The sequence below is a fragment of the Pseudomonas sp. IT-P294 genome (genome assembly GCF_949767865.1).
In the GTDB taxonomy this organism is placed as follows: domain Bacteria; phylum Pseudomonadota; class Gammaproteobacteria; order Pseudomonadales; family Pseudomonadaceae; genus Aquipseudomonas.
Window position 1 is genome coordinate 660,228 of the sequence record NZ_CATKQW010000011.1, and the last position, 26,642, is coordinate 686,869.

At 60.2% G+C, this 26,642-nt stretch carries 24 protein-coding genes; 7 read left to right on the plus strand and 17 right to left on the minus strand.

Translation table 11 applies throughout. The features are described from left to right. Positions 1-145: 145 nt before the first annotated feature. From moaA to ACM6I0_RS10420, 8 genes are all read right to left on the minus strand, one after another. Complete coding sequence (moaA, locus tag ACM6I0_RS10385; protein ID WP_285434908.1) at positions 146-1,138, minus strand: GTP 3',8-cyclase MoaA; 993 nt, start codon at positions 1,136-1,138, stop codon at positions 146-148. A gap of 24 nt (positions 1,139-1,162) precedes the next feature. Continuing rightward, positions 1,163-2,122, minus strand: coding sequence for a peptidylprolyl isomerase (locus ACM6I0_RS10390; RefSeq protein WP_285434909.1), 960 nt, complete (start codon positions 2,120-2,122; stop codon positions 1,163-1,165). 10 nt (positions 2,123-2,132) lie between these two features. Further along, positions 2,133-2,813 (minus strand): respiratory nitrate reductase subunit gamma, encoded by a 681-nt coding sequence (gene narI / locus ACM6I0_RS10395; protein WP_285434910.1) that lies wholly within the window; start codon positions 2,811-2,813, stop codon positions 2,133-2,135. Beyond that, on the minus strand, positions 2,806-3,561 hold the full coding sequence (gene narJ / locus ACM6I0_RS10400; RefSeq protein ID WP_285434911.1) for a nitrate reductase molybdenum cofactor assembly chaperone: 756 nt from the start codon (positions 3,559-3,561) through the stop codon (positions 2,806-2,808). The genes narI and narJ overlap by 8 nt, the downstream gene beginning before the upstream one ends. A 2-nt stretch (positions 3,562-3,563) precedes the next feature. Beyond that, the gene (narH, locus tag ACM6I0_RS10405) at positions 3,564-5,102 is read right to left on the minus strand and encodes a nitrate reductase subunit beta (protein ID WP_123366640.1); all 1,539 of its coding nucleotides are present in this window, start codon (positions 5,100-5,102) and stop codon (positions 3,564-3,566) included. Position 5,103: 1 nt separating this feature from the next. Further along, positions 5,104-8,877 carry a nitrate reductase subunit alpha gene (locus ACM6I0_RS10410; RefSeq protein ID WP_285434912.1) on the minus strand — a complete coding sequence of 1,258 codons (3,774 nt, stop codon included), beginning with the start codon at positions 8,875-8,877 and terminating at the stop codon, positions 5,104-5,106. Positions 8,878-8,946: 69 nt separating this feature from the next. Continuing rightward, positions 8,947-10,344, minus strand: a complete 1,398-nt coding sequence (locus tag ACM6I0_RS10415; protein ID WP_285434913.1) for a NarK family nitrate/nitrite MFS transporter — start codon at positions 10,342-10,344, stop codon at positions 8,947-8,949. Further along, positions 10,322-11,626, minus strand: coding sequence for an MFS transporter (locus ACM6I0_RS10420; protein WP_285434914.1), 1,305 nt, complete (start codon positions 11,624-11,626; stop codon positions 10,322-10,324). Before ACM6I0_RS10420 ends, ACM6I0_RS10415 begins: the two co-directional genes overlap by 23 nt. 304 nt (positions 11,627-11,930) lie before the next feature. Between ACM6I0_RS10420 and ACM6I0_RS10425 the strand changes: the two genes are divergently transcribed. The 4 genes from ACM6I0_RS10425 to ACM6I0_RS10440 all read left to right on the plus strand — a co-directional run bounded on the left by ACM6I0_RS10425 (position 11,931) and on the right by ACM6I0_RS10440 (position 15,611). Then, positions 11,931-13,733, plus strand: coding sequence for a HAMP domain-containing protein (locus ACM6I0_RS10425; protein ID WP_285434915.1), 1,803 nt, complete (start codon positions 11,931-11,933; stop codon positions 13,731-13,733). After that, positions 13,730-14,377 (plus strand): two-component system response regulator NarL, encoded by a 648-nt coding sequence (narL, locus tag ACM6I0_RS10430; protein ID WP_414922209.1) that lies wholly within the window; start codon positions 13,730-13,732, stop codon positions 14,375-14,377. Before ACM6I0_RS10425 ends, narL begins: the two co-directional genes overlap by 4 nt. An 86-nt stretch (positions 14,378-14,463) precedes the next feature. Then, positions 14,464-15,138: a Crp/Fnr family transcriptional regulator gene (locus tag ACM6I0_RS10435; protein ID WP_017338877.1), complete on the plus strand. Its 675-nt coding sequence runs from the start codon at positions 14,464-14,466 to the stop codon at positions 15,136-15,138. Between the two features lie 74 nt (positions 15,139-15,212). Then, complete coding sequence (locus ACM6I0_RS10440) at positions 15,213-15,611, plus strand: putative zinc-binding protein (RefSeq protein ID WP_414922210.1); 399 nt, start codon at positions 15,213-15,215, stop codon at positions 15,609-15,611. 352 nt (positions 15,612-15,963) lie between these two features. Here ACM6I0_RS10440 and ubiT read toward each other — a convergent pair whose 3' ends face one another. The 7 genes from ubiT to norR all read right to left on the minus strand — a co-directional run bounded on the left by ubiT (position 15,964) and on the right by norR (position 22,611). Next, positions 15,964-16,431, minus strand: coding sequence for a ubiquinone anaerobic biosynthesis accessory factor UbiT (gene ubiT, locus ACM6I0_RS10445; RefSeq protein WP_414922211.1), 468 nt, complete (start codon positions 16,429-16,431; stop codon positions 15,964-15,966). Further along, positions 16,425-17,315 (minus strand): U32 family peptidase, encoded by an 891-nt coding sequence (locus ACM6I0_RS10450; protein WP_285434919.1) that lies wholly within the window; start codon positions 17,313-17,315, stop codon positions 16,425-16,427. The genes ubiT and ACM6I0_RS10450 overlap by 7 nt, the downstream gene beginning before the upstream one ends. Before the next feature lie 10 nt (positions 17,316-17,325). Continuing rightward, positions 17,326-18,321, minus strand: coding sequence for a ubiquinone anaerobic biosynthesis protein UbiU (gene ubiU / locus ACM6I0_RS10455; protein WP_285434920.1), 996 nt, complete (start codon positions 18,319-18,321; stop codon positions 17,326-17,328). Positions 18,322-18,443: 122 nt separating this feature from the next. Then, complete coding sequence (glp, locus tag ACM6I0_RS10460; RefSeq protein WP_285434921.1) at positions 18,444-19,679, minus strand: gephyrin-like molybdotransferase Glp; 1,236 nt, start codon at positions 19,677-19,679, stop codon at positions 18,444-18,446. Next, the gene (gene moaB / locus ACM6I0_RS10465; protein ID WP_414922212.1) at positions 19,676-20,230 is read right to left on the minus strand and encodes a molybdenum cofactor biosynthesis protein B; all 555 of its coding nucleotides are present in this window, start codon (positions 20,228-20,230) and stop codon (positions 19,676-19,678) included. Before moaB ends, glp begins: the two co-directional genes overlap by 4 nt. 115 nt (positions 20,231-20,345) lie before the next feature. Next, the gene (gene pdxH, locus ACM6I0_RS10470) at positions 20,346-20,993 is read right to left on the minus strand and encodes a pyridoxamine 5'-phosphate oxidase (protein WP_285434923.1); all 648 of its coding nucleotides are present in this window, start codon (positions 20,991-20,993) and stop codon (positions 20,346-20,348) included. A gap of 88 nt (positions 20,994-21,081) precedes the next feature. Further along, the gene (gene norR, locus ACM6I0_RS10475; protein WP_285434924.1) at positions 21,082-22,611 is read right to left on the minus strand and encodes a nitric oxide reductase transcriptional regulator NorR; all 1,530 of its coding nucleotides are present in this window, start codon (positions 22,609-22,611) and stop codon (positions 21,082-21,084) included. A gap of 155 nt (positions 22,612-22,766) precedes the next feature. On the opposite strand from norR, the gene ytfE reads away from it, so the two are divergent. Beyond that, entirely contained in the window at positions 22,767-23,441 is a 675-nt protein-coding gene (gene ytfE / locus ACM6I0_RS10480; RefSeq protein WP_414922213.1) for an iron-sulfur cluster repair protein YtfE, read from the plus strand. Positions 23,442-23,515: 74 nt separating this feature from the next. Here ytfE and ACM6I0_RS10485 read toward each other — a convergent pair whose 3' ends face one another. Together ACM6I0_RS10485 and ACM6I0_RS10490 are read right to left on the minus strand one after the other, a co-directional pair. Beyond that, entirely contained in the window at positions 23,516-23,953 is a 438-nt protein-coding gene (locus ACM6I0_RS10485) for a hypothetical protein (protein WP_140678151.1), read from the minus strand. A gap of 28 nt (positions 23,954-23,981) precedes the next feature. Then, positions 23,982-25,172 (minus strand): NnrS family protein, encoded by a 1,191-nt coding sequence (locus ACM6I0_RS10490; protein ID WP_414922214.1) that lies wholly within the window; start codon positions 25,170-25,172, stop codon positions 23,982-23,984. Between the two features lie 573 nt (positions 25,173-25,745). Here ACM6I0_RS10490 and ACM6I0_RS10495 point away from each other — a divergent pair. Further along, on the plus strand, positions 25,746-26,429 hold the full coding sequence (locus tag ACM6I0_RS10495) for a Crp/Fnr family transcriptional regulator (protein WP_008156275.1): 684 nt from the start codon (positions 25,746-25,748) through the stop codon (positions 26,427-26,429). 5 nt (positions 26,430-26,434) lie between these two features. After that, complete coding sequence (locus tag ACM6I0_RS10500) at positions 26,435-26,626, plus strand: protein DnrP (RefSeq protein ID WP_414922540.1); 192 nt, start codon at positions 26,435-26,437, stop codon at positions 26,624-26,626. Positions 26,627-26,642: the final 16 nt, after the last annotated feature.

Genomic DNA, 26,642 nt, shown 5'->3' on the forward strand with positions numbered 1-26,642 from the left:
AGGCCAGCGAAGAACCAATGTGGGAGCGAGCTTGCTCGCGATGACTGCAGCACATTCAACAGTGATGTCGACTGGTCTACCGCTATCGCGAGCAAGCTCGCTCCCACATTTGATTTGCTGTGTTTTAGGGACCGTACAGGTCGGTTCAACCGCCGCTCATGTTCATGAACCTGACAATCTGCACCTCCCCGTCGGGACTGAAATCGTGACGCAGCGGCTTGCCGCGCAAGGCCTTCTGCACCGCATTGATCACCGGTTGATCATCCAGCGGATAGCGGCGCAGCAATCCACGCAAATCCAGAGAGTCTTCCTGGCCCAAGCACAGCAACAGCTTGCCTTCAACGGTCATCCGCACCCGGTTGCAGCTGCCGCAGAAGTTTTGGCTGTTGGGTGAAATGAAGCCGATCCGGGTCTCGGGATGGCGTTCCAGACGCACATAACGCGCCGGTCCGCCGCTGTTCTCGGTGCTGTCGAGCAACCGATGCTGGCTGGCGATGAGCGTGCGCACTTCGTCGCTGGAACAGAACGATTCGCCCCGGGAGCGACCGACGTCGCCCAAGGGCATTTCTTCGATGAAACTGATATCGATGCGCTGGTCGATGGCGTATTGCACCAACGCCGGGACTTCATCGAAGTTGCGTCCCTTCATCACCACGCAGTTGAGTTTGATCCGTTCAAACCCCGCATCCCGCGCCGCTTCAATGCCGCCCAGCACCCGATCGAGGTCGCCATTACGGGTGATCGCCCGAAATTTCTCCCCATCCAGACTATCGAGGCTGATGTTCATCCGTTTGACTCCGGCATCGACCAACGGCCGTGCCAGACGGCCCAGCTGCGAGCCGTTGCTGGTCATCACCAGTTCGCGCAAACCGGGCAACGCGGCGATGTTGCGGCACAGTTGGACAATGCCGGGGCGGATCAGCGGCTCTCCGCCGGTCAGACGGATTTTGCGTACCCCCAAGCCAACGAACAGTGTCGCCAAGCGTTGCAATTCTTCCAGGGTGAGCACCTGCTGACGCGGCAGGAACGTCATGTTTTTCGCCATGCAATACACACAGCGAAAATCACAGCGGTCCGTCACCGACATCCGCAGATAATCAATCTGCCGCCCAAAACCATCCTGCATCACAGCGTTCATCACATCTCCCGGATTGCCCAAGGCTCATTGCACCAGCGGTGAGTCGGCACCCTGTAAGTGGATGCCACGAATATCCGCCGCACCGATCAGGGTTTGCAGGTATTGCACCAGGGCTTTTTGCCAGACGCCTTGCTGTAACTGCGTGCGAATCGCCGTCGACACCACTTCATAGGGCAACGGCACGCCTTCGATGCGTTGATCGACGCTGATCACATGCCAGCCGTAGCGGCTTTCCAGCGGTTTACTGACCAGGCCCGGTGCCAGGGTAAACAACTGACGTTCCAGTTCAGGCACGGTCTGGCCCTTGCTGATCTGCCCTAAAGAACCGCCCTGAGCCTTCGACGGGCAGGCCGAATAATTCAGCGCCAGCTCGGCGAAACTGCCGGGAAATTCATCCAGTCGCTGCAGCAGGACTTCGGCCTGACCTTTGGCAAGTTCACGGGCTTCGACATCGTCCGGCGCGCACTCGAGCAAGATGTGCCGCACCGCCAGCAACGGTGCGCTGTGGAAGCGTCCGCGATTGTTTTCGTAGTAACGCAAGCTCGACTCCTCGTCGCACTGCGGCACCTTCACCTCGCGTTCGAGCAGCAAGCGCGTGGCTGCTTCTTCTTCGTTCTCACCGGCACCGATCTCCAGCGACACACCGAGCTCGGTGATGCGCTGTTGCAGCAACTCGCGGATCACCAGCGCCCGGGCGGCCAGGAAGACCGCCTCCTCGCGGCTTTCGGCCGGGTGATATTGCAACTCCTGCGCCATCGCCTCCGGGGTGATCGACACCTCGTTGACGCGGATGATCGGCCACTCCTGTTCGCTGCTGGCGATCAACTGCGCCGGGGCGTCATCAGCCGCCGCGGGCTCAACCGGCAGCGCTTCAAATTGCGCCTGAACGACCGGCGCGATGTCGACAGCGGCCTCCACTTTTTTTGAAGAGCCGCAGCCACCGCTGCCCCCGTTACCGCCACCACATCCGCATCCACCTGACATGACTGTCTCCTCAATACTTCTGACGAACGATTTGATAACGACGCCCCAGGTACCAGATCGGTGCGCTGATCATGTGTACGAGACGGGTGAAGGGGAACAACACAAACAGGGTCAAACCCAGAAATACATGCAACTTGTAGGTCAGCCCGACCGGCGCAATGGACGCCGCCGCTTCCATCGGACGCAACAGCACGGTGTTCTGCGCCCAATCGGCGAGCATCACCATCACCGAGCCATCCATGTGCTCGGTGGACGCGACGATGGTCAGCAGCCCGAGCAGCAATTGCGCCAGCAGCACCAACAAAATCAGGATGTCCGAAGGACTGGAAGTCGCACGAACCCGAGGGTCGCTGAGCCGCCGGTTGATCAGCATCAGCAGGCCAATCAGGCACAACAGGCCGAAAAGTCCGCCCGAGACCATCGCCAGCAATTGCTTGTTTTCAGTGCTGATCACATGGTGATAAACCGACGCGGGCGTCAGCAGGCCGACGAAATGCCCGGCCAGCACGAACAACACACCAATGTGGAAGAAGTTGCTCGCCACGCGCATGCCGCGCTGATTGAGCATCTGGCTCGAGCCGGCCTTCCAGGTGTACTGCGACAGATCGAAGCGCGCCCAGCTGCCAATCAGGCAAATCGCCAGGGCGACGTAGGGATAAACCCCGAACAACAACAGGTTCCATTTAGACATTGCCGACCTCCTTGGCCGGCACGGCGGCCGGCCCTTCATGCTGAAAATCCACCCAGTGCAACGGCACCGCGCTTTCTTCCCGGGCCTTGCCCGGTGCGCTTGGCAGCGAACTGCAACGGTCCTGCTGTTCGGCCTGGAGGAAGTCCACGGCCTCCTCCTCCCAGATCTTGTCGAGGGCTTCGAGAGAGTCGTCGCGAGGTTCCGCCGCGACCTGAGCCCGCAGGTCGGCGACCGCTTGATGCGGCTCGGCCCCGGCAATTTGCAGCAGCGCCCGGAAGCAGCTGGCATAGGCGCTTTCGCGCTCTTCCAGTCGCGCGGCGAGCAAGGCCAGCAAGTGCGAAACATCCGCCAGGCCCTCGCGGGCCTCGATGTCTTCGCGAGTGGACAGGAACTCCAGGTACAGCGGGATGAAATCGGGCAGCTCCTTGACGCCGATGGCAAAACCGGCGGCTTCGTATTGCGCCATCATGTCGACCATGGCCTGTCCACGGTCGCGGGATTCGCCGTGCACATGCTCGAACAACAGCAGTGACAACGAACGCCCCCGGCCGAACAGCGCACCGTAGTGCTCCTGCCCGTCCATCAGGTCATTGGTGCAGATCAGTTCGAGCAACTCGAATAACGCTCCGCGCTGCTTGGGGCTGATTTCCCGGGACTGGATAATCGCTTGCTCCAGTTCGTCGCGACCACCGATCAGCGTTTCGGTCGGGTAATCGAGCAGCAGCGAAATCACTTTAAGAATTTGCATGCTTATTCCTCCCACAACTGAACGGTTTTCAGGATGTCGCGACGATTGGCTTTCTTGGCACCGAACATGTTGGTGTCGGAGCTGCCGCTGCAACCGCTGCCGAAGCTGAAACCACAACCTGAGCGTTCGGCGAAGGCGTCACTCATGGCGTCTTCACGGTGCGCACTCGGCACAACGAAACGGTCTTCGTAGTTGGCGATCGCCAGGTAGCGATACATCTCTTCGACCTGGGCCACGCTCAAGCCGACATCCGCCAGCACTTGCAGGTCCTGTACACCATCGACTTGCTCGGAACGTTTGTAGGCGCGCATCGCCAGCAAGCGTTTAAGTGCACGCTTGACCGGTTTTTCATCGCCCGCCGTCAGCAGGTTGGCCAGGTACTTCAGGGGAATACGCAGGCTGTCGACATCCGGGATCACTCCGTTCATGCCCACGGTGCCGGCAGTGGCGGCGTTCTGGATCGGCGACAGCGGCGGAACGTACCAAACCATCGGCAAGGTGCGGTATTCCGGGTGCAGCGGCAGCGCCAGTTTCCAGTCCACGGCCATTTTGTAGACCGGCGAACGTTGCGCGGAATCGATCACCGATTGCGGCACACCGTCTTCCAGAGCCTGGCGAATCACTGCCGGGTCATTCGGATCGAGGAAAATTTCCAGTTGCTTCTCGTACAGATCCTGTTCGTTGGCGGTGCTCGCCACTTCGCTGATGCGGTCGGCGTCATACAGCAACACACCGAGGTAGCGGATGCGCCCGACGCAGGTTTCCGCGCACACAGTCGGCATCCCGGCTTCGATACGCGGGTAGCAGAAGATGCATTTCTCGGACTTGCCGCTTTTCCAGTTGAAATAGATCTTCTTGTACGGGCAGCCGCTGATGCACATCCGCCAGCCACGGCATTTCTCTTGGTCAATCAGGACGATGCCGTCTTCTTCTCGCTTGTAGATCGCCCCGCTCGGGCAGGCCGCGGCGCATGTCGGGTTGAGGCAGTGCTCGCACAGGCGCGGCAAATACATCATGAAGGTGTTTTCGTACTCGCCGTAAATGTCCGCCTGGATCTTGTCGAAGTTCTTGTCCTTGCGACGCTTGGCGAATTCGGTACCGAGGATTTCTTCCCAGTTCGGGCCCCACTCGATTTTCTCCATGCGTTTGCCCGAGATCAGTGAACGCGGACGCGCGGTGGGTTGATGCTCGCCCAACGGCGCGGTGTGCAGGTGCTGGTAATCGAAGTCGAACGGTTCGTAGTAGTCGTCCAGGCTCGGCAGGTCCGGGTTGGCGAAAATGTTCGCCAACACGCGGAATTTACCGCCAATGCGCGGGTTGATCGTGCCGTTGGCGTTGCGGATCCAGCCGCCCTTCCACTTGTCCTGGTTTTCCCATTCTTTCGGGTAGCCGATGCCGGGTTTCGATTCGACGTTATTGAACCAGGCGTATTCCATGCCTTCGCGGCTGGTCCAGACGTTTTTGCAAGTGATCGAACAGGTGTGGCAACCGATGCATTTGTCCAGGTTCAGAACCATGCCGATTTGTGAGCGAATCTTCATCTCAGTTCTCCTCGATATCGGTCGGCAGGGGACGCGGCAGGTCATCGCCGGATGAACCATCGAGCCAGTCGACTTTGGACATTTTGCGCACCACGACGAATTCGTCGCGGTTGCAACCGACGGTGCCGTAATAGTTGAAACCGTAAGCTTGCTGGGCGTAGCCGCCGATCATGTGGGTCGGCTTGAGCACCACGCGGGTGACCGAGTTGTGGTGGCCGCCACGAGTCTTGGTAGTTTCCGAACCAGGCACGTTCACGATCCTTTCCTGGGCGTGATACATCATCACCATGCCGTCCTTGACCCGTTGGCTGACCACCGCGCGAGCGGTCAGCGCACCGTTGATGTTGAAGCACTCGATCCAGTCGTTGTCTTCGATACCGGCGCTTTTCGCGTCGTTCTCCGAGAGCCAGACAATCGGCCCGCCACGGCTGAGGGTGAGCATCAGCAGGTTGTCGCTGTAGGTGCTGTGAATGCCCCATTTCTGGTGCGGGGTGATCCAGTTCAGGACGATTTCCTTGTGGCCGTTGCTGCGCTTGCCTTTCACCCCTTCGATGGTGCGGGTGTTGACTGGCGGCCGATAACTCATCAGTTGCTCGCCGAATGCCTGCATCCACGGGTGATCCTGGTAGAACTGCTGGCGACCGGTGATGGTGCGCCATGGGATGCCTTCGTGAACGTTGGTGTAACCGGCGTTGTAGCTGACGTGATCGTCTTCGAGCCCCGACCAGGTCGGGCTGGAAATGATCTTGCGCGGCTGAGCCTGAATGTCGCGGAAGCGTATCGCCTCGTGGGCCTTGGACAGCGCCAGGTGGCTGTGGTCGATGCCGGTGAATTCCGACAGCGCAGCCCAGGCCTTGACCGCCACTTGGCCGTTGGTTTCCGGTGCCAGGGACAGAATCACTTCAGCCGCATCGATGGCCGTGTCGATTTTCGGACGGCCCTGACTGATACCGGCATCGCCTTCTTTGTGATTGAGTTCACCGAGGAATTTCACTTCGTCTTCGGTGTTCCAGTTGATGCCTTTGCCGCCGTTGCCGTGTTTCTCCAGCAATGGCCCTAGGGACGAGAACTGCTTGTAGATGTTCGGGTAGTCACGCTCGACCACATGCAGGTTCGGCGCGTTCTTGCCTGGCTCCGGTGCCACTCCAGCGCTTTTCCAGTCGGTGCCGCCAAACGGTTGGGCCAGTTCGCCGACGCTGTCGTGCATCAACGGGATGGTCACCAAGTCCTTTTCAACGCCCAGATGCCCTTCGGACATGCTGGAAAACGCCTTGGCAATGCCTTTGTAGATTTCCCAGTCGGAACGCGATTCCCACGCCGGGTCGATGGCAGCCGACAACGGGTGAATGAACGGGTGCATGTCCGAGGTGTTCATGTCGTCTTTTTCGTACCAGGTGGCGGTCGGCAACACGATGTCGGAATAGACGCAGGTCGAAGACATGCGGAAGTCCAGTGTGGTGACCAGGTCGAGCTTGCCTATGGCGCCCTCGTCCACCCATTCGGCTTCTTCGGGTTTGCAATCGCCGACCTGACCGATGTCTTCGTTCATGACTCCGTTCTTGGTGCCCAGCAGATACTTGAGCATGTACTCGTGGCCCTTGCCCGAGGAGCCCAGCAGGTTGGAACGCCAGATGAACATGTTGCGCGGGAAGTTGACCGGGCTGTCCGGCTGTTCACAGGAGAAGCGCAGCGAACCGTCCTGCAGCGACTTGACCACGTAGTCTTTCGGGTCCATGCCGGCCGCAGCCGCGTCGCGGCAAATGTGCAAAGGGTTAGTGTTGAGTTGCGGTGCGCTGGGCAACCAGCCGGCGCGTTCGGCGCGGATGTTGTAATCCAGCGCATGCTCAGGGAATTGTGATTTATCAGCCAATGGCGAGAGCACGTCGTGCATGCTCATCTTCTCGTGCCGCCACTGCGAACTGTGGGCGTAGAAGAAGCTGGTGCCGTTCATTTGGCGAGGCGGACGGTTCCAGTCCAGGCCGAACGCCAATGGCAGCCAGCCGCATTGCGGACGGAGTTTTTCCTGACCGACGTAATGCGCCCAACCGCCACCGGTCTGACCGACACACCCGCAGAGCATGAGCATGTTGATCAGCCCGCGGTAGTTCATGTCCATGTGGTACCAGTGATTCATCGCCGCGCCGACGATGATCATCGAACGGCCCTTGGTCTTGTCGGCGTTGTCGGCAAACTCACGGGCAATCTGGATGGCTTTCTCACGGCTGACGCCAGTGATCTGCTCCTGCCACGCCGGGGTGCCAGGCACCGAGGCGTCGTCGTAATCCTTGGCCACATTATCGCCGCCCAGGCCACGATCAATGGCCAGGTTGGCGGCCGACAGGTCGAACACGGTGGCGACTTTGGCCACGCTGCCGTCCGCCAGCACCACGTTATGCACCGGCACGCGGCGGTATTGCACGGCATCGCCGGCCACGTGCTGGAAGTGCTCGTGGGACTCGCCGGCAAAATACGGGAACGCCACTTCGGCGACGTCATCGCCGATCAGGCTCAGTTTCAGATCGATTTCACGGCCTTCGCCGCCTTCACGAGGGAGGATGTTCCACTTGCCCTTCTCGCCCCAGCGATAACCGATGGAACCCTGAGGGGACACCAGTTCGCCGCTGACATCGAGGGCGATGGTTTTCCATTCCGGGTTGTTTTCCTGGCCGAGGTTGTCGGTCAGGTCGCTGGCACGCAGGAAGCGGTCCGGCTGATAACCGGCGCCCGGGGCCTTGTCGACCATTTGCTTGAGCAGCACCAGCACCGGCAAATCGGTGAAGCGCTTGGCGTAGTCGGTGAAATAGGCGCTCGGTTTGTCCAGGTGGAATTCTTTGAAGATCACATGGTTGAACGCCTGGGCCAGCGCCGCATCGGTGCCTTGTTTAGGGTTCAGCCACAGGTCGGTGAGCTTGGCGACTTCCGAGTAATCCGGGGTGATTGCCACCGTCTTGGTGCCTTTGTAACGGACTTCGGTAAAGAAGTGCGCGTCGGGGGTACGGGTCTGCGGGACGTTGGAGCCCCAGGCAATGATGTAGTTGGAGTTGTACCAGTCGGCCGATTCCGGCACGTCGGTCTGCTCGCCCCAAACCATCGGCGAGGCCGGTGGCAAGTCGCAGTACCAGTCGTAGAAGCTCAGGCAGGCGCCGCCAATCAGCGACAGGTAACGCGAACCTGCGGCGTAGCTGACCATCGACATGGCCGGGATCGGCGAGAAGCCGACGATCCGGTCAGGGCCGTATTGCTTGATCGTATAGACGTTGGCCGCGGCAATGATCTCGTTGACTTCCTCCCAGTTGGAACGAATGAAGCCACCCATGCCGCGTTTGCTTTTATAGGAGTCGGCCTTGGCCTTGTCCTCGACGATGCTGGCCCAGGCTTCGACCGGCGCCATGGTTTGCCGCGCATCGCGCCAAAGCTTGAGTAACGGCTTGCGGATTTTCGGGTACTTGAGCCGGTTGGCGCTGTAGATGTACCAGCTGTAACTGGCACCACGCGGGCAGCCACGGGGCTCATGGTTCGGCAGATCGTTACGGGTACGCGGGTAGTCGGTCTGCTGGGTTTCCCAGGTGATCAGGCCGTTCTTGACGTAAATTTTCCACGAGCAGGAACCGGTGCAGTTCACCCCGTGGGTGGAGCGCACGATCTTGTCGTACTGCCAGCGCGAACGGTAGACATTCTCCCAGTCGCGAGACTCTTTGCGAGTCTCACCATGACCGTCGGAAAACTCGTTTTGCTTGCGGTTGAAAAACCGCAATTGATCCAGTAAATGACTCACGGTGTAGTCCTCTCAGGCTTTGTCGCGGGGTCTGTGCCCCGCCCACGCAATGGTTGGATTCGGCTCGACTCAGCAGGGTGTCGCGGCGCCTTTGCGCGCGTAACACCACCACGTCACCACGATGCAGCTCAGGTAAAAGCCGACGAACATGTAGAAGGCCATCTCCGGGCTGCCGGTCAGGGCCATCGAAGTGCCGAAGGATTTGGGAATGAAGAACGCACCGAAGGCGCCCATGGCCGAACTGAAGCCCAGGACGGCGGCTGACTCTTTGCCGGCATTTTTCAGCGCTTGTTCGCGCACGGCGGCTGGTTTTCCGGCAGAGGCTTTTTCATGCTGGGTGCGGAAGATCACCGGGATCATGCGGAAGGTGGAGCCGTTGCCGACGCCCGTGGTGATGAACAGCAGCATGAACAGGCCGAGGAAGCCGTAGAAGTTGCCGCCCTGGCCGCTTTCAGGAAGGAAGTGCAGAACACCGAAGACCATCACGATCATCAGCACAAAGTTCCACAAGGTCACCTTCGCGCCGCCGAGCTTGTCCGCCAGCCAGCCACCCAATGGACGCACCAGGGCACCCACCAACGGGCCGAGGAAAGCGAATTTCAAGGCAATGACGTCAGGGAACGAGGTTTTGATCAGCAGCGGAAACGCGGCGGAGAAACCGATGAACGAACCGAAGGTCGCCAGGTACAACCAGCACATCAGCCAGTTGTGTTTGCGTTTGAAGATGACGGCCTGTTCGCTAAAGGAAGCGCGGGCACTGGACAAGTCATTCATGCCGAACCATGCCAGTACCGTCACCAGGATAATAAACGGCACCCAGATGAAGCCGGCGTTCTGCAACCACAACTGGCCGCCGTCCGGCAGTGCTTGCGGCGAGCCGCCCATGAAACCGAACACACCGAAGGTAATCACCAACGGCACACAGAACTGCATCACCGAGACGCCCAGGTTACCCAGCCCGGCATTGAGGCCAAGGGCCGTGCCCTGCTGCGACTTGGGATAGAAGAAACTGATGTTGGACATGCTCGACGCGAAGTTGCCGCCACCAAAACCGCAGAGCAAGGCAATCAACACGAATACGTTGTAGGAGGTGCTCGGGTCCTGCACGGCGAAGCCCATCCAGATCGATGGCAGCAGAAGCGACGCTGTGCTCAGGGCGGTCCAGCGACGGCCACCGAAGATCGGCACCATAAACGAATAGAAGACCCGCAAGGTCGCCCCGGACAGGCCCGGCAACGCCGCCAGCCAGAACAGCTGGTCGGTGGTGAAAGTGAAGCCGATGGCGTTCAAACGCACGATCACCGTGCTCCAGACCATCCACACCGCAAAGGCCAGCAGCAGCGCAGGAATGGAAATCCACAAGTTGCGCGTGGCGGTCTGTTTGCCGCTACTTCCCCAGAATGCGGGGTCCTCTGGGCGCCAGTCATGAATGACCGGGCCTTTGTCAGGCTTTTGCAGAACGGACATGTTCTTCTCCTAGGGCAATGCTGGAAATCGGGGACGGTGTCAGCAACGGCGCTTTACCCAGCACCGGGCTTTTGCGTATTTCGCTGAAGTACATCCAGGTGAGGGAGACCCAGACCACGCCGTACATCAACATGAAGCAGGAAGAGCGCACTCCGGTGAGGTCCACCAGGGCGCCGAACAGGATTGGCAACACGAAGCCGCCCAGGCCACCGGCAAGGCCGACGATGCCGGACACTGCGCCCATGTTTTTCGGGTAGTCGTTGGCGATGTATTTGAAGACCGAGGCTTTGCCGAACGCAAAGGCGGTGCCCATGATGAACAGCAGCACGGTGAACAGCGCGGGGCTAAGGCCGATGTGGAAATCCACCGGGCCGTTGAGGGTCTGCACTTGCAGTTGGGTTTGGGGATACGAGAGCAGGAACAGGCAGATCCAGCTGACCCACAACACCCACCAAGTCACGCTTTGTGCACCCCAACGATCCGACATCCAGCCGCCAACGGCACGCAGCACGCCACCGGGCAGGGAAAAACAGGCCGCCAGCAGCGCTGCGCTTTGCAGGCTGAAACCGTATTCCTGCACGTAGTATTTGGTCATCCACAGCGCGAGTGCGACATAACCACCGAAGACGATCGAGTAGTACTGGCAGTAGCGCCACACGGCCGGGTCCTTCAGCGAACTCAATTGCTCACGCAACGTGGCACCCGAGGCACTGCGGTGGTCCTTTTTTTCGGCGCTGAGGAACCAGAACAACAGCGCGGTAATAAAGAGGATTGCGCTGAAGACTTTGGGCACGAGCTGCCAGCTGCCGGCAGCAATCAGCGCCGGGGCGAGAAACTTGGTGACCGCAGCCCCGGCGTTACCCGCGCCGAAGATGCCCATCGCGAAGCCTTGATTTTCCTTGTCGAACCATTTGGCGACGTAGGCAATCCCCACCGAGAACGAGCCGCCGGCCAGGCCGACGAACAAGCCCAGCACCAGGAACTGCCAATAGGCGGTGGCGTGACTGATCAGGTACAGCGGCGCCACGCAGGCCAGCATCAGCAGAAAGAACACGCTGCGACCGCCAAAACGGTCGGTCAAAAGGCCCAGCGGCAAACGAACCAGCGAGCCGGTCAGCACGGGGGTCGCGGCCAGCAGGCCGAATTGGGTTTCGTTGAGCTGGAGCAGTTCCTTGATCGGCACCCCGAGCACGGCGAACATCATCCAGACCATGAAACACACAGTGAAGGCCAATGTGCTCATGCCCAGCACCAGGCCTTGTCGTACACGGGGTTCGGTCACAATGCTCTCCAGTCAGTTAGCCATGGCGGCAGACTAGAGAGGCGAACCCCGCAAAAACTTGATCCATGTCAACGAAGCCCATGGGGACACAGGCCTATGCTTGTGCGGTCTACCTCTAAGGAGGTAGTACAGGAAAACCCTAAAACCGTTTGTTTATCAGCGTCTTAAGGTTTTCTGCCAAGGTTTTTGCTGACAAGGATCAGTCGACAACTCTTTAGAGGTAGCGCGCCCGGGATCGGCAGCCAAACCCTACCCTGGGGTTCCACATGCTCTGTTTTCCTGAATTTTTCCGGGACCTGCGCTGGTGATGCGCTGGTTGCGCAGCTCACTGCCCGCTCGCGCCGGGCTAGCCGTAATCCTGATCGCTGTGCTCGCCCTCGCCAGTTCGTTGAGTGCCGGACTGATCGCCTGGTTCAGCCAGGGCGATGCTGCCGCCATCAACACCGCAGGCTCGGTGCGCATGGAGACTTACCACCTGAGCTGGAAACTGGCGGCAGGTGCAACCGGCGAAGAAATCTTCGCCATCTCCGACAGCCTGCAAACCCGTCTCAACAGCCAGTCACTCAAGGCAGTGCTGGAAGATGGCCCGACCACTGCGCTGCAAATCAGCTACGGGCAAATTCAGCAACAATGGGGCAAGGATTTGCGTCCGGCACTGGAGCGTGGCGATGCCGCCTATTTTCAGGTCCAGGCCCTGCCCTTCATTGAGCAACTGAACCAGTTCGTCGACCTGTTGCAGCGCCAAAGCGAACAAAAGCAAGGCTGGCAACAAGTCATCCAGGGCCTGGCCCTGTTCACCACCCTGTTCGTCCTGCTGATCGGGCTGTACGAATTGCAGTACGGCGTCGTTACCCCCCTCAAAGAGTTGGTGGATGCTACCCAACGCTTTCGTCGCGGCGATTTCAAGGTGCGGGTCAACCATCAGTCCCAGGACGAACTGGGCGAGCTGGCCATGAGTTTCAACGCCATGGCCGAGACGATCGAAGATTCGCACCGCACCCTGGAGAGTCAAGTCCAGCAAAAAACCCTGAACCTGCAGCAAGCCAATGCCGCCCTCGAGTTGCTGTACCAAAGCAGTCGAAGCCTCGCCACTCGCCTGGCCAATGCCGAAGGGCTGGACGAGTTGATTCGGCGCTTCCAGCAACGTCTGCCCGGTTTGCGCCTGTCGCTGTGTCTGCAAGGACAATTGCAGGCACCGGCCCAGCAATTGCTCGCTCTGCATGGTGCGAACATCCGTGAGGTCTGCGCCAGCAGCGACTGCGCCACGTGCCAGAAGCATCACAAAGCCAGCCCGCAGACCTTCAGCATCAGCAACCAGGGCAGTGAACTGGGGGAGCTCAAGGCGCATTTTGTCGACGGCCATCCGACGCAAGCCTGGGAAACCCAGTTGATCCAGGCCCTGGCCAACCTGATTGGCACCTCGCTTTCGCTCAAACGCCAACGGGAACAGGATCATCGTCTGCTGCTGCTCGAAGAGCGCACGATCATCGCCCGCGAGTTGCACGACTCGCTGGCCCAGGCCCTGTCGTACATGAAGCTGCAAGTCAGCCGCCTGCAAACCCTGATGCGCCGTGGCGAACCAATGGAAACCCTGGAAAACGTCACCGCCGAACTGCGCGAAGGGTTGAACAATGCCTACCGCCAGTTACGCGAACTGCTGACCACCTTTCGCTTGCAGATTCACGATGCGGGACTGGTGCAGGAGCTCAAGGACACCGCCGAGGAGTTCTCCCGGCGCGGCGAGTTCCAAGTGCACCTGCACGTCGATTCGTTGGCCTTTCAGTTATCGGCCAGCGAGCAGATCCACATTTTGCAGATCACCCGCGAAGCGCTCTCCAATTGCCTGCGCCACGCCCACGCGCAAAACGCCTGGCTGCAACTGCGACAGGACGGTGAAACCGTCAGGCTCATCGTCGAAGACGACGGGCGTGGCTTCAGCGGCCACGTCGACCAACGCGAACACCACGGCCTGAACATCATGGATGAGCGAGCTCGCAGCTTGCGCGGTCAACTCAAAATAGTGTCCCGGGAACCGCAAGGCACCCGCGTTCAACTGGAATTCCAACCGGAGTTTCTCGGACAGCAAACAGAAGGCAGCATCACATGACATCGTCCATGCAACACACCATCCTGTTGGTCGACGACCATCCGATGATGCGTCACGGCATCCGCCAGATGCTCGAACTTGAAGATGATTTCCTGATCGTAGGTGAAGCCAACAACGGTGAAGAAGCCCTCGTTCTGATCGAGCCGCTGCAACCGGATCTGGTGTTACTCGACAACAACATGCCGGTGATGAATGGCATTGAAACCCTGCGCCAGTTACGAGCGATGCATTACACCGGTAAGGTGCTGCTGTTCACGGTGTCGGACGCCGAAGACGATATTCGCGACGCACTGCGCCTGGATGCCGACGGCTACCTGCTCAAGGACATGGAGCCGGAGTTGTTGATTCAGTACATCCGCAATGCCTTGGACGGCGAATTGGTGATCAGCCCAGGCCTGACCCAAGTCATGGCCCAGGCGCTGCGCTCACCGCAACGCCAGACCATGGTGGAACTGACCGAGCGTGAACGTCAGGTGCTGAAAACCATCGCCAGCGGCTTCAGCAACAAAGTCATCGGGCACAAGCTGGGCATCACCGAAGGGACGGTCAAGGTTCACGTGAAAAACCTGCTGCACAAACTTGGCTTGCGCTCGCGGGTAGAGGCCGCGGTGTGGGCCATGGAGCACCTGCGCAATGCAAGCTGAGGGGCATGCCTCTTTGGAGGTAGGCCGCTAGAGGCATAGGTCAGCGGGCCGACGCTCTCTACTATGAGCGTCAGCGGAGGTACGCCATGCTGACCCACCCTTCCATCGTTTTAACGTTGCGCCGTCACCATCTGTTCAGCCAGCTTCCGGAGAAAATCTTCGAGGAAGTCTGCGGCCTGGCGATGCTCAAGCGCCTGAGCTGTCACAGCACACTCATGCACCAAGGGGATCCGGCCAAGCGTTTTTTCCTGCTGGTCAGCGGCCAGATCAAGTTGTATCGGCTCACCGGCGAAGGCCAGGAGAACCTGGTGGAGATCATCCAGCCGGGCCAGACCTTTGCCGAAGCCTTGCTGTTCAGCCAGGCCCGTCTGTACCCGGTCAGTGCCACGGCGCTGAAAGACAGCGTGCTGGTGAGTATCGAGGGCAACCACTACCGCAACGCCCTGGAAGACCAGCCGAAAGTCTGCCTGGCGATACTGGCGAGCATGAGCGTTCACCTGCACCTGCGTCTGCGTGACATCGACACCTTGACCATGGCCAGTGCAAGCCGTCGGGTCATCAATTTCCTGTTCCAGGAACGCAACCCCGTCAGCGGCTTGATTGTCTTGCAGGTGTCCAAACGCCTGGTGGCTTCGAAGCTGGGCATTCAGCCGGAAACCTTTTCGCGGATTTTGCACCGCCTGGTGGACAGCGGCCTGATCGCGATGGAACGCCGCAATATCAGCATCCTCGCCGAAGAGGATCTCGCGGCCTTCCAATAGACGGAATTGACCGCAGTCAATGCGCAATGCCACCAGCCTTGCACACTGAAAGAGTCCATCCATGGAGAGCGCTCATGCCCCGTTCAACCCTGCCGCTGATTTATGCCTGCTCAGGCTGTTCCAACGTCGCCCAACTGGCCAATACCCTCGCCGTGCGGCTTGATCGCAGCGGCCTGGCTGAAATGTCCTGCATCGTCGGAGTCGGTGGGCACGTGTCCGCGTTGGTCAACAAGGCCCGCTCGGGACGGCGGATTTTTGCGCTGGATGGTTGCCCGTTGCAATGCGTTGAAAACTGCCTGAAGCAACATGGCTTGCACGCGGATGTGCACTTGATTCTTAGCCATTACGGGTTGCGTAAGCGTTATGGCGAGGACTGCACGCAGACAGAGAGTGATGAGTTGTTTGAAGAGATCAGGCAGTTGATTGCCAGTGATGTTCGGCAGCATGTGAACCGGCAGGAAACGATGGCCTGAAGAACACAAAAACCCTGTGGGAGCGGGCTTGCCCGCGATGGCGTAGTGTCAGGCGATCACGGGGGGGCAACGGGGGTAGCCATTTCATTAGCGAGTCACTTGGAAAAGCCCCAAGTAACCAAGGGCTCTTGCCCCTTTCGTTCGGTGCCTCGCCTAGGCTCGTCATGCCTTCGCGTACACCTGATCGTTCCCACGCTCCGCGTGGGAATGCCGCCGGGGACGCTCCGCGTTCCGCTCACGACGCAAGGCTTGAGTCCTGCGCAATGGTGACGCGGAGCGTCACGGGATGCATTCCCACGCGGAGCGTGGGAACGATCAGTGTGGGTACCCCGAGAAAAATACAGGTCGGCTATCAGGCCGCCAAGCCCTTGCCTGCCCGCTCCAGATTGCGCCACAGCCACACAGGCAACACGTCGGGATCGAGGCTGTCGATCAGGTTCTTCAGCGCCAGCCCCAACTCCGTATCGCCCTCGATCACCAGGCGCCGGCGAAAGAACAGCGTGTCCGGATCTTCCTGACGGCTGGCCAGCAACAAAAACTCTCGCCAGTTACCGCTGATGGTTACATCCGCTGTGGCGTGTTCGGCAATTCGTAGCCCTTCACGGGTCAGTGTCAGGAACCACGACAATCCCAGGTCGGGGATCCGCAGGCACAGCCAGCGCCCGCGCAACACTTCAAACTCGCCATCGCGCAACGGCTCGGCGAGGCAGCGATTGAGCGCCTGCTGCAACGCCAGGCGCTGCACCACAAAGGGCACCCGACGTACCAGCGGCAGTAACCGGTCGGCACCTTTCAACAGCCATTTTTTTCGGTTCAACACAGGCCGACCTCCTCGACGCGCAACATGCCGGCCTGGCCATGCCAGTATCCATTACAACCGTCGACGAACACCGGTGGTGTCTCACCCAAACGCACCCGTTGATAGGCGGCAATGACTTCGGCCATGCCTTGAGCACGAGGGCTCAGGCGCAACAAATCAGCGCCGCAGGCCACCAGCCCCGCATAATCCGCCAGCAGATTGGTCACCTCGGCCGACATCGTTTGAATGCCGTTAATGGTGAACAGCGCCTGCCCTTCCTGACTGGTCAGCGGCAGGCCGTCGGGATAGTTGATGCAGCAAAACTGGCAGTCGTCCTTGGGCCGGTTTTCCGCCCGGGCGGTGAAGCAGCGTGCGGAATAGGCCAAGGGCAAATGTCCGTAGGCGAAGATCTCGACTTCCGGAACCGTACGGCCCAGCTCACGTACCTGTTCGATCACGTCACCGATCAATGCAGCCGAACACTCTACCGGCGGCACCCAACGGGTCATCCCGCCGTCCAGCAGTTGCGCGAGGGTATGGCCGTTGTACACGTTGAGCGCTGGCCCCCCCACAAACGGCAACTTGCGCTGGGCCAGAAACTGCACCGCCCCCATATCGTTGGCCTCCACCAACAACTGGCCGTTGTCGCACAACCGGCGCAGGCTGGAGAGCTCGGACGCCGCTTCGATCAGCGTCAGGCTGGAGATCACCAGCTGCGCCTGGCTGCATTCCTGCAATTCGCGCCCCACGCCCAACCATTGATCCAATGAAAAAGACCGGCGTTTCGAGCACACGGTTTCCCCCAGGTAAATCACGTCCAGCGGCAAGGCCGACATCTCGGCGTAGAAGTGACTGAGTTGTTCTTTGTCCCAATAGAACAGGACCGGTCCTAGGCTGAGCTTCATGTCGCCTCCCTCATTGCCATGATCGATGGTAAGCACCCAGAGTGGTCTGGCTGCCCTCGGACAAACCGGCGAGTACCCGACGCCATTCGTCCTTCACCCGAAAATTGCCCGGCGAGCCGCGGTGGGCATCCAGTGCCGCACGCCAGACGCGGGTCACTTGTTCGACATAGGCCGGGCTGCGTTGGCGGCCTTCGATTTTCACCGCTGCAACGCCGATGGCCGCCAATTCAGGCAGCAAATCCAGGGTGTCGAGGCTGGTGGGTTCTTCCAGCGCATGAAAGCGTTTACCACCGACCAGGAAGCGGCCTTTGCACAAGGTCGGGTAACCGGCGGGTTCGTCAGGGGTGTAGCGGTCGATCAACACTTCACTGAGCCGTGCGCTCAAGCCTTCGGCGTCATCGCTCCAGCGCACGGCCTTGGCCGGCGAGCAGACACCGCACAGGTTCGGCGACTCGCCGGTGATGTAGGAAGACAGATGGCAACGTCCTTCGGCCATGATGCACAAGCTGCCGAAGCCAAAGACTTCGATGGGCACCGGGCTGCTCGTGGCAACCTGACGCACCTGTGCCAACGACAACACCCGTGGCAGCACCGCGCGACGAATGCCATAGCGCTGCGCATAGAACTCCAATGCGGCGGCATGGGTTGCCGAGCCTTGGACCGACAGGTGCAACGCCAGTTGCGGATACCGCTGGCTGGCGTAGTTGAGCACGCCGGGGTCGGCGGCGATCAGCGCATCCACGCCGAAATCGGCAGCGCGATCAACCGCGCGTTGCCAGCGTTCCCAGCCTTTGGGTTGCGGGTACGTGTTGACCGCGACATAGAGTTTGCGTTGGTGCTGGCGGATGTGCGCGACGGCGGCGTCGAACTGTTTGTCGTCCATATTGAGCCCCGCGAAATGTCGGGCATTGGTGTCATCGCGAAAACCGACATAAACAGCATCGGCGCCTTGGCGCACCGCCGCTTTTAGCGCAGGCAGGTTCCCTGCCGGGCAGACCAGTTGCATGGGTAATCCTCATGGAAAAACGCGTCTGGACCCTCCCTCGATGCCTGTGGCGCAGCGATCGAAAAAGGCGCTGCCAGTCTAGCGAGACCGGCAGACACAGCCTTGACGGTAATCAATTGCCCTCAATGCATCAGTTCGGCAAAGGGCAGGAACATCACGTTGTCGTGCTTGCGTACTTGCTGTTCGCACTCGATCACTGCCAGCCCATCGGCCCAACACGCGGCGGTCAACATGGCAGAGCTTTGTTGAGGGTGCAGTTCGACGCTCAAGTGGCCGTTGGCATCAGGCGTGAGCCTTGCCCTCAGGTACTGCCGGCGCTTGTTGCGCTGCAACCAGTCGAACCCGGCCGGCACGCCCAATGGCACCGGCAGCACGTCACTCACGCCCTGAGCCCTGAGCAGGAACGGACGCACCACCACCAGCGCGGTAATCAGCGCCGCCGAAGGATTGCCCGGCATGCCGATCCAGGGTTTGCCGGCCACTTCGCCGAAGGCCAGTGGTTTTCCCGGCTGAATCGCCAGCCGCCAGAAATCCAGGCTGCCCAGTTCTTCGATCGCCTGTTTGAGATGGTCTTCCTCACCCACCGAAACGCCACCGGAACTCAACAGCAGGTCGCACTCCGAAGACGCCAGGCTCAAGGCATGCCGGCTCGCCGCCAGCTCATCGGCCATGACGCCATAGTCATGCACCTCGACGCCCCAACCGCTCAATAACGCTGCGAGGCAGTAACGGTTGCTGTTGTAAATCTGTCCGGGCGCCAACGGATCGCCCGGTTCACGCAGCTCGTTGCCGCTGCTGAGCAGGCACACCTGCAACGGCCGATAGACCTCGACCCGCGCAATACCAGCGCCGGCCAGCAACCCCACTTCCTGTGCACGCAAGCGCTTGCCGGCCTTGAGCAACAGATCGCCTCGACGGACTTCTTCGCCCTTCTTGCGCACGTGATCGCCAACCTTCACAGGAGGGAACCCGACGCGCTCGGCCTCGATCCGGCAGCGCTCTTGGGGCACCACCGTGTCGGCACCCGGAGGCAATGGCGCACCAGTAAAAATCTGCACCGCCTGCTGCGCGATCAAGGGCGAGTGTGCCGAATCGCCTGCCGCAATCCGCCCGCCAATCGACAAATAGCCACCCTGCGGCGGGAGGTCAGCGGCCCTGAGGGCAAAGCCGTCCATGGCGCTATTGTCCCAGGCCGGCAGGTTCACCGGGGAATGAATATCCGCCGCCAGCACCCGCCCTAAGGCTTGATCCAGACTGACCCTTTGCATCGAAGGCGGCGGCGGTGCCAGCTCCATCAAACGGCTGATGGCCTCGTCCACGGGCATCAGATGGCCAAGGTCGCACACCCGACCGGTCATGAACGTGGCTCGCAGAAGTCGATGGCCCGCGGCCCTTGCGGTTTCAAATGCGGGGCGAAATTGCAGGGGCCGGTGCGGCTGTCCAGTTGTTCGAGCAGGATCTGGTTCCAGGCGGTTCGGCAGGCACCCGGCGAGCCCGGTACGCAGCACACCAGCACGCCGTTGCTCATCCCCGCCAATGCCCGGGATTGCAGGCTGGACATGCCGATTTCCGCCAGGGACACCTGACGGAACAGTTCGCCGAAGCCTTCCACGTGTTTATCCAGCAACGGCAGGACCGCTTGTGGAGTGTTATCGCGTGCGGTGAAACCGGTGCCGCCGGTCATCAACACCACTTGCACCGAGGGGTCGGCGATCCAGTGGGAAACCTTGGCGCGGATCTGATAAATGTCGTCCTTGACCAGACCTCGATCGATCAGTACGTGCCCGGCGGTTTGCAGCAAATCGGTCAGGGTCTGTCCCGAGGTGTCGGTGTCAAAGGTGCGCGTATCGCTGATGGTCAGCACGGCAATGTTCAGGGGTTCAAACGTGCGTTGCGCCAAATGGGCCATATCCAAGCCTTCCCGTAAATGAGGGTATGGGACAAAGCCTGAACTGGAATTCCCAATGAGCCTATTCCTCAAAGGAGGTACCTCTACAGGTTCTGCATACGTGTGATCATGGATTTCAAGGCGCCAGGCGGCTGCGATGCCAAGTGCCGTCGCGCAACCGGTAATCGAGACGGTCATGCAAGCGGTCGGCACGGCCTTGCCAGAATTCCAGGCGATCAGGCTGCAAGCAGTAGCCGCCCCAATGCTCGGGCCGCGGCACGGTCTGGCCGGCAAACCGTTGGGTGGTTTGTATCAACAGCGATTCAAGCTCGGTCCGATTGGCCAGCGACCGACTTTGCGGTGAAGCCCAGGCGCCCAGACGACTGTCCTGCGAGCGGGAATCGAAGTACGCATCCGACAGCGCCGGGGCGAGCCTGGAGACCTGGCCTTCGATACGCACCTGACGCTCCAGTCCCGGCCAGAAAAAAGTCATGGCCGCATGCGGGTTGGCGGCCAGTTGCTGGCCCTTGTCACTCAGATAGTTGCCGAAAAACGTGAAGCCTTCATCGCTGAAGCCCTTGAGCAACAGGACCCGGCAGTGCGGGCGCCCTTCACTGTCGACGGTCGCCAACACCATACTGTTGGCTTCGACAGGCGCGCGCTCGGTGTCGCGGGCCAGTTTCATCCACTGTCGGAACATGGCCAGCGGGTCGTCCAGCGCAGCCTCGTCTTGCAGGCCAAAAAGGGTGTAGTTGCGGCGCATCTGTGCCAGGGAAAGGGGCATGACGGTGATCTCCAAAAAGGTTCTACCCAGTGTGCGAGACACCGCGCAACATCACCTTGACCACCATCAACACTGAGCATGCCCCGCCTTATTTGAGGCGCAGACGCCGCGCCAGTTTGTGCAGGTTGCTGGGATCGACTTCCAGGATCCGCGCGGCGCTGGCCCAGTTATCCCCGGACAGGCTCAAGGCCTGGAGAATTTTCTTGCGCTGGTAATCGTCGACCGCTTCCCCCAGGGGCTGGAACGGCGCCTCAACCGTTTCGTCCAGAGGACTTTCGACGACCGCGCCCTGCCCGCCCATGGCGCTGTCGAGGTCCAGAATCTCTGGTTCCAGCGTCATGATCAGGGTGCGACTCGTGCCGCGGCTGAGCTGCTTCAGCGCGGCTCGGCTGATCACATGTTCCAGCTCGCGCACGTTGCCTGGCCAACTGTAAGTCAGCAGCGCTCGCTCGGCAGCCGGCGACAGGCGCAAACCGCGCAAGCCAAGTCGCGCCCGATTCAGTTCAAGGAAGTGCCCGGCCAGCATCAACACATCGTTACCCCGTTCGCGCAGCGGCGGAATCGGCACCGGGTAGACCGAGAGCCGGTGATACAGATCGGCCCGAAACAAGCCGTCGCGGATGCTGTCCGGCAGGTGCCGGTTGGTCGCGGCGATGATGCGTACATCGACGTGCAACGGCTTGTCGGCGCCGAGGCGCTGGATCTCGCCGTTCTGCAGGGTGCGCAGCAGTTTCGCCTGCACCGCCAATGGCAATTCACCGACTTCATCGAGAAACAGCGTGCCTCCGTTGGCGGCATCGAAACGTCCGGCACGGTCACTGGTGGCGCCGGAAAACGCACCTTTGACATGGCCGAACAATTCACTCTCCGCCAGAGATTCCGGCAAAGCGGCGCAGTTGACCTGCACCAGCGGCTTATGACTGCGACGCGACAAGCGATGCAAACGCCGAGCGAACAGCTCTTTGCCGACGCCGGTCTCGCCCAGCAGCAACACCGGCAGCTCGGAATCGGCCAGTACATCCAGCTCATTGAGCAACTGGTGCAGCACTTCACTTTGCCCGAGGATTTCGCCTTCGTCCGTGGGCCTGCGTACGTCTTGAATATCGCTGCGGGACAAGCGCAGGCTGCGGTTTTCCTGTTCCAGTCGGGTGACTCGTACGGCGGCTTCGATCTGCAAGGTGCAACGCTTGAGCTCCTCCCGCGCATGGCTGTCGAAGGTCCCGGCGTGCAGCGCATCGAGGGTGATCGCGCCCCAGATGCGCCCCTCCACATACAGGCTCACGCCCATGCAGTCGTGCACTGGCATCGGTTCGCCGGCATGTTCGTCAAGCAAGCCGTCATAGGGATCCGGCAGGCGACTGTCGGGCTCGAACCAGGTGGGTTCGCGCGACGCCATGATCGCCGCCAGCCGCGGATGCTGGGCGATGACAAACCGGCGCCCCAACGCTTCATGCACCAGCCCGACCGTCGCGACGGGCCTGAGGCTGTCGTCATCCAGACGCAATAAACCCACGGCGCCACTGTTGAAGTACTCGCGCAGGGTCTGGACCAATCGTTGCAACCGCACGGCATTGGGCAACTCGACAATCAGGTCGGCCGCCAGGCTTTCACGCAGCATGGTAGTTATTACCCTCTATGGTTGGATTCACCCTAAAGCGTCCGGGTGTCTATCACCACAACTAAAAATTAAGCCATATTTTTCAATAGTTTATATATGGCATGCCGAATGCACTGAGCCTGGAGAACTGTTGAAATCCAAACAAGGAACCCCTGATGAGCCTGACTCTATTGGAACAAAGCCTCGGCCAACTGGCCTGCGACATTCCCGGCGCCACGCGGATTTTTCACACCTTCAAACTCGACTTCTGTTGTGGCGGGCATAAAAGCCTGCGTGAAGCGGCTGCGGGCAAAGACCTCGACCCCGTCCTGATTGCCGATGCGCTGCACCGGCTGCAAGACACCGGCGAAACCCAGCACGACTGGCGCAACGAACCGTCAGCGCTGCTGATCGCCCACCTTCTGGCGCGCTACCACGCTCGCCACCGCGAACAACTGCCGGAACTGATTCGCCTGGCCCGCCGCGTCGAGCAGGTCCATGGCGCGCGCAGCAGCTGCCCCAACGGCCTGGCGGATCTGCTGACCGACATGCAACAAGAACTCGAAGGCCACATGCTCAAGGAAGAACAAGTGCTCTTCCCGATGCTGCAACAAGGCATTGGCCCTCAGGCTGCACCGCCGATCCAGGTGCTGCGCTTTGAACATGATCAACATGGCGAAGCATTGGAAAGGCTGCTCGCGCTGACCAACAACATCACTCCGCCGGCCGACGCCTGCAACACCTGGCGTGCCCTGTATCGCGGGCTGCTGGAGTTTCGTGATGACCTGATGCAACACATCCATCTGGAAAACAACGTGCTGTTCGTCAACGCCCTTAAACCTCGCCACTGATCGATTGCCGCTCACACCCGACCCGCGCCAACCCATCGGTTGACGCGGGTTTGTCTGTCAGGGATGTCGGGCGATCAACCGTGCCAATAGAACATGGCCTTGGCCAGGATCACGATCAAGACCATGTGCCCGAGGATGCTGCGGCGAATCCAAGTGGCGCGGGTCGTGGTAAGGCGTGCGCTTTTCAGCCAGTACGCCAGCAGGAAGTAATGGCCGATGATGCTCAAGGCCAGCAATATCTTCAGGCTCAGCAACGTGCCAAAACTGCTCGCCAGCGGTTGACTCAATACGCCACGGTGTTGCCACGCCAGGCTGATGCCGGCGCCATACAACAGCAACACCACGCCATGCAACACCTTACGCGAACGCACTGCAATCGCTTGATCGGCGCCCGTTTGCGCGCTAACCGCCACCTGCTGGCGGGCGTTATGCCAGATCACCACCTCGAAAAACAACGTGCCGATGAAGGCAATCGCCGCCAGCAAGTGAGTGACCAGTAAAAAGGGATACATCACTGGCAGCCTCCATCAGTTCACGTGGTTAGCCCGGATGGCCGTCCACCCTGGCCCGCAACAGCATCGGCCCATAACGCCAGGCATACAGTGCAAACGCCAGCGTCCAACACAGGCCGGCCAGCCACAACGCCGGCAAGGGGAAAAACAGGATCAACACGACCCGGCTCAAACAGGCCAGGTTGAGCAAAATGAACGCCAGCGTCATGCCCGACGGCGGTTCCAGCGCACGGCCGGTGTGGCCCAGGCTGACCCGCGCAATCATCGCCAGCACCAGGCCGCCTATTGCGCCTATCGTCAGGCAATGCACCGCCAGACTCGGGTTAATCGGCACACCGAAATGCCACAGCGCCATGCCTAGACAGGCCACCGCCAACCAGGCATAAGCCAGGTACAACGACCACAGCAACGGCACGCGCCACAGGGCACGATCATGCCAGCGAATCAGGCGTACCAGATGCCCAGCGGCCAACCCGGCGAACAACAGCCCCACCCAGAGATTGGGGTCAAGTGCAGGTCCCGCGGCATACAACAACGCCACCAGCGGTGAGCCAATCAACAGCAGCCAATCCAGCCACGGCCAGGGAGTCACGCCATCGACCTTGCCGAGGCCGCGCTGGATGAAAAACGGAATGACGCGGCCGCCGATCAAACCCATCATCGCCGCCACCAGCCAGAGACCGGTCAACACGCCTTGACGCTGCCAGCCTTCATGACCTGCGACCAGGCCGAACAGGGACAAGCCGTCGGCCGCCGCTAACAACACCAGCACCACCACAATCGGGTAGTTACGTTTCTGCCGCACCTTCCACAAGGTGAAACCCATGAGCGCGGCCAGCGCCAGCGGGAACGCCAGTTCCAGCACCGCCAACACCGGCAACGGTGCATTGACCAGCCAGGCCACGCGCGCCAACAACCACAGCAACGCCAGCACGGCCAGCGGGTGCCCGCTGATGCCGGGGCGACCGGTCCAGGTCTGCACCGCCGTCAGCAGAAAGCCCGCGATGATCGCCAGGCCGAATCCGAACAGCAATTCGTGTCGATGCCAGCCCAGCCAGCCACCGGCCGGCTGCCAGTCGGAAAACACACCACTGAAGGTCGCCAGCCATAGCGGAATGACCAGCACCGCCAGCAGGCAGCCAGCGAGGAAAAATGGCCGAAAGGCCAAACGTAATAGCGGCGCGATAGCCATCGCTTTACGGCGGTCGAGCACTTGCATAAAGCCACTCCTTTACCTTGCTGCTGACCTGACGCCAACCCACAGGCGTCGAGGCAAGTCCGGGGGCAATCATCGGGTATTGACGATTGATTGCCTTTGTCGCAGATCAAGTGTGCAAAGGGCGTGCCCTGCAGCTTTCCCGTATTCCTGTGGCGAAGACCTTTGCCCTTGTGGGAGCGAGCCTGCTCGCGATGACAGCGGTACATTCAGCATCCATGTCGGCTGGCCCGTCGCTATCGCGAGCAGGCTCGCTCCCACAAGGGCGTTTGACTTAGGGTACAAATGACCATTTGAGGGTTGTTTAAACCCTAAGTCTCGTGGTCGTTTTTACCATCCCATCTGACAAACCCAGTAAACAAAGGCCTCCGGGCATGGCCCGCGTCTTGCTCAATGGTTCAGGAATTAAGGAAACCTTGATCCTTCTCGATCCCCAGGAGTCGTCATGAAAAAAGTCATCCAGCCATTGGCTTGGTTTGTCGTGCTGACCTCGGTGCTGGCGTTGGCCAGCGGTGTCTCGCTGGGCCTCGTTTGACTAGATCGTCATCCCCTTCTCAAACTTCAGGATGAATTCTTATGGTGCTTCATCGCGTCCATCACCAGATTCTGCGCAGTCATCACTTATTCGAGCCGTTGAACGAAGAACAGCTGGATGAGTTGATGAGTACCAGCCATTTGCTGAGCATCGACAAAGGTGAACCGTTGTTTCGCCAGGGCGAGCCGGCAGACTCGTTCTATTTCGTGATTGCCGGCGCGGTGAAAATCTATCGCCTGACGCCCGACGGGCAGGAGAAAGTGTTTGAGGTGATTGGTGACCGGCAAACCTTCGCCGAAGCGATGATGCTGATGGACACCCCAAACTATGTGGCCTCGGCCGAAGCGATCTGTCCCACTCAGCTCTATCGGTTGTCCAACAACACCTACATGCGCCTGCTGCAAAGCAACAGCCGCCTGACCTTTGCGCTGCTCGGCAAGCTGTGCGTTCGTTTGCATCAACGGGTCAACGAAATCGAAACCCTGTCACTGAAAAACGCCACCCACAGGGTCGTGCGTTATCTGCTGACACAACTGGTGCGCCAGCAAACCGTTGACAGCCAATTCGAACTGCCAATGGCCAAGCAACTGATTGCCGGGCATCTGTCGATCCAGCCGGAAACCTTTTCGCGGATCATCCGTCGCCTGATCGATGAAAACATCATCACCCAGGACGGCCGCCAGATAGCCATTCTCGATCGCCTGCGCCTGGAACAGTTCGAGTGAGTGCCATGCCCGTCTGTTTGTATTGCCAACGCGCCAACCCCACACAAGAAACCGAGTGCCGCCAGTGCGGCATGCCCCTGCCGGCATTGGCCGCACGCGCTGCGCAACGTCGGCTGCGTCGGTTCATGTGGTTCTGCATCGGCCTGACGATCTTCTGCGTGACGATGTTTTTCTGGCTGCCACGCAGCATCAGTTGATGCTGCGTGCTCCCCC

Excerpts from the sequence above, each read along its gene's own strand:
- ACM6I0_RS10440 (WP_414922210.1), top strand. The coding sequence starts at position 15,213 with ATGCCCCGTTCAACCCTGCCGCTGATTTATGCCTGCTCAGGCTGTTCC.
- ACM6I0_RS10435 (WP_017338877.1), top strand. The coding sequence starts at position 14,464 with ATGCTGACCCACCCTTCCATCGTTTTAACGTTGCGCCGTCACCATCTG.
- ACM6I0_RS10450 (WP_285434919.1), bottom strand. The coding sequence starts at position 17,315 with ATGAAGCTCAGCCTAGGACCGGTCCTGTTCTATTGGGACAAAGAACAA.
- glp (WP_285434921.1), bottom strand. The coding sequence starts at position 19,679 with ATGACCGGTCGGGTGTGCGACCTTGGCCATCTGATGCCCGTGGACGAG.
- narJ (WP_285434911.1), bottom strand. The coding sequence starts at position 3,561 with ATGCAAATTCTTAAAGTGATTTCGCTGCTGCTCGATTACCCGACCGAA.
- pdxH (WP_285434923.1), bottom strand. The coding sequence starts at position 20,993 with ATGCCCCTTTCCCTGGCACAGATGCGCCGCAACTACACCCTTTTTGGC.
- moaB (WP_414922212.1), bottom strand. The coding sequence starts at position 20,230 with ATGGCCCATTTGGCGCAACGCACGTTTGAACCCCTGAACATTGCCGTG.
- ACM6I0_RS10415 (WP_285434913.1), bottom strand. The coding sequence starts at position 10,344 with ATGTCCGTTCTGCAAAAGCCTGACAAAGGCCCGGTCATTCATGACTGG.
- ACM6I0_RS10495 (WP_008156275.1), top strand. The coding sequence starts at position 25,746 with ATGGTGCTTCATCGCGTCCATCACCAGATTCTGCGCAGTCATCACTTA.
- narH (WP_123366640.1), bottom strand. The coding sequence starts at position 5,102 with ATGAAGATTCGCTCACAAATCGGCATGGTTCTGAACCTGGACAAATGC.
- narI (WP_285434910.1), bottom strand. The coding sequence starts at position 2,813 with ATGTCTAAATGGAACCTGTTGTTGTTCGGGGTTTATCCCTACGTCGCC.
- ACM6I0_RS10500 (WP_414922540.1), top strand. The coding sequence starts at position 26,435 with ATGCCCGTCTGTTTGTATTGCCAACGCGCCAACCCCACACAAGAAACC.
- narL (WP_414922209.1), top strand. The coding sequence starts at position 13,730 with ATGACATCGTCCATGCAACACACCATCCTGTTGGTCGACGACCATCCG.
- norR (WP_285434924.1), bottom strand. The coding sequence starts at position 22,611 with ATGCTGCGTGAAAGCCTGGCGGCCGACCTGATTGTCGAGTTGCCCAAT.
- ACM6I0_RS10390 (WP_285434909.1), bottom strand. The coding sequence starts at position 2,122 with ATGTCAGGTGGATGCGGATGTGGTGGCGGTAACGGGGGCAGCGGTGGC.
- ACM6I0_RS10485 (WP_140678151.1), bottom strand. The coding sequence starts at position 23,953 with ATGTATCCCTTTTTACTGGTCACTCACTTGCTGGCGGCGATTGCCTTC.
- ACM6I0_RS10490 (WP_414922214.1), bottom strand. The coding sequence starts at position 25,172 with ATGCAAGTGCTCGACCGCCGTAAAGCGATGGCTATCGCGCCGCTATTA.
- ytfE (WP_414922213.1), top strand. The coding sequence starts at position 22,767 with ATGAGCCTGACTCTATTGGAACAAAGCCTCGGCCAACTGGCCTGCGAC.
- ubiU (WP_285434920.1), bottom strand. The coding sequence starts at position 18,321 with ATGCAACTGGTCTGCCCGGCAGGGAACCTGCCTGCGCTAAAAGCGGCG.
- moaA (WP_285434908.1), bottom strand. The coding sequence starts at position 1,138 with ATGAACGCTGTGATGCAGGATGGTTTTGGGCGGCAGATTGATTATCTG.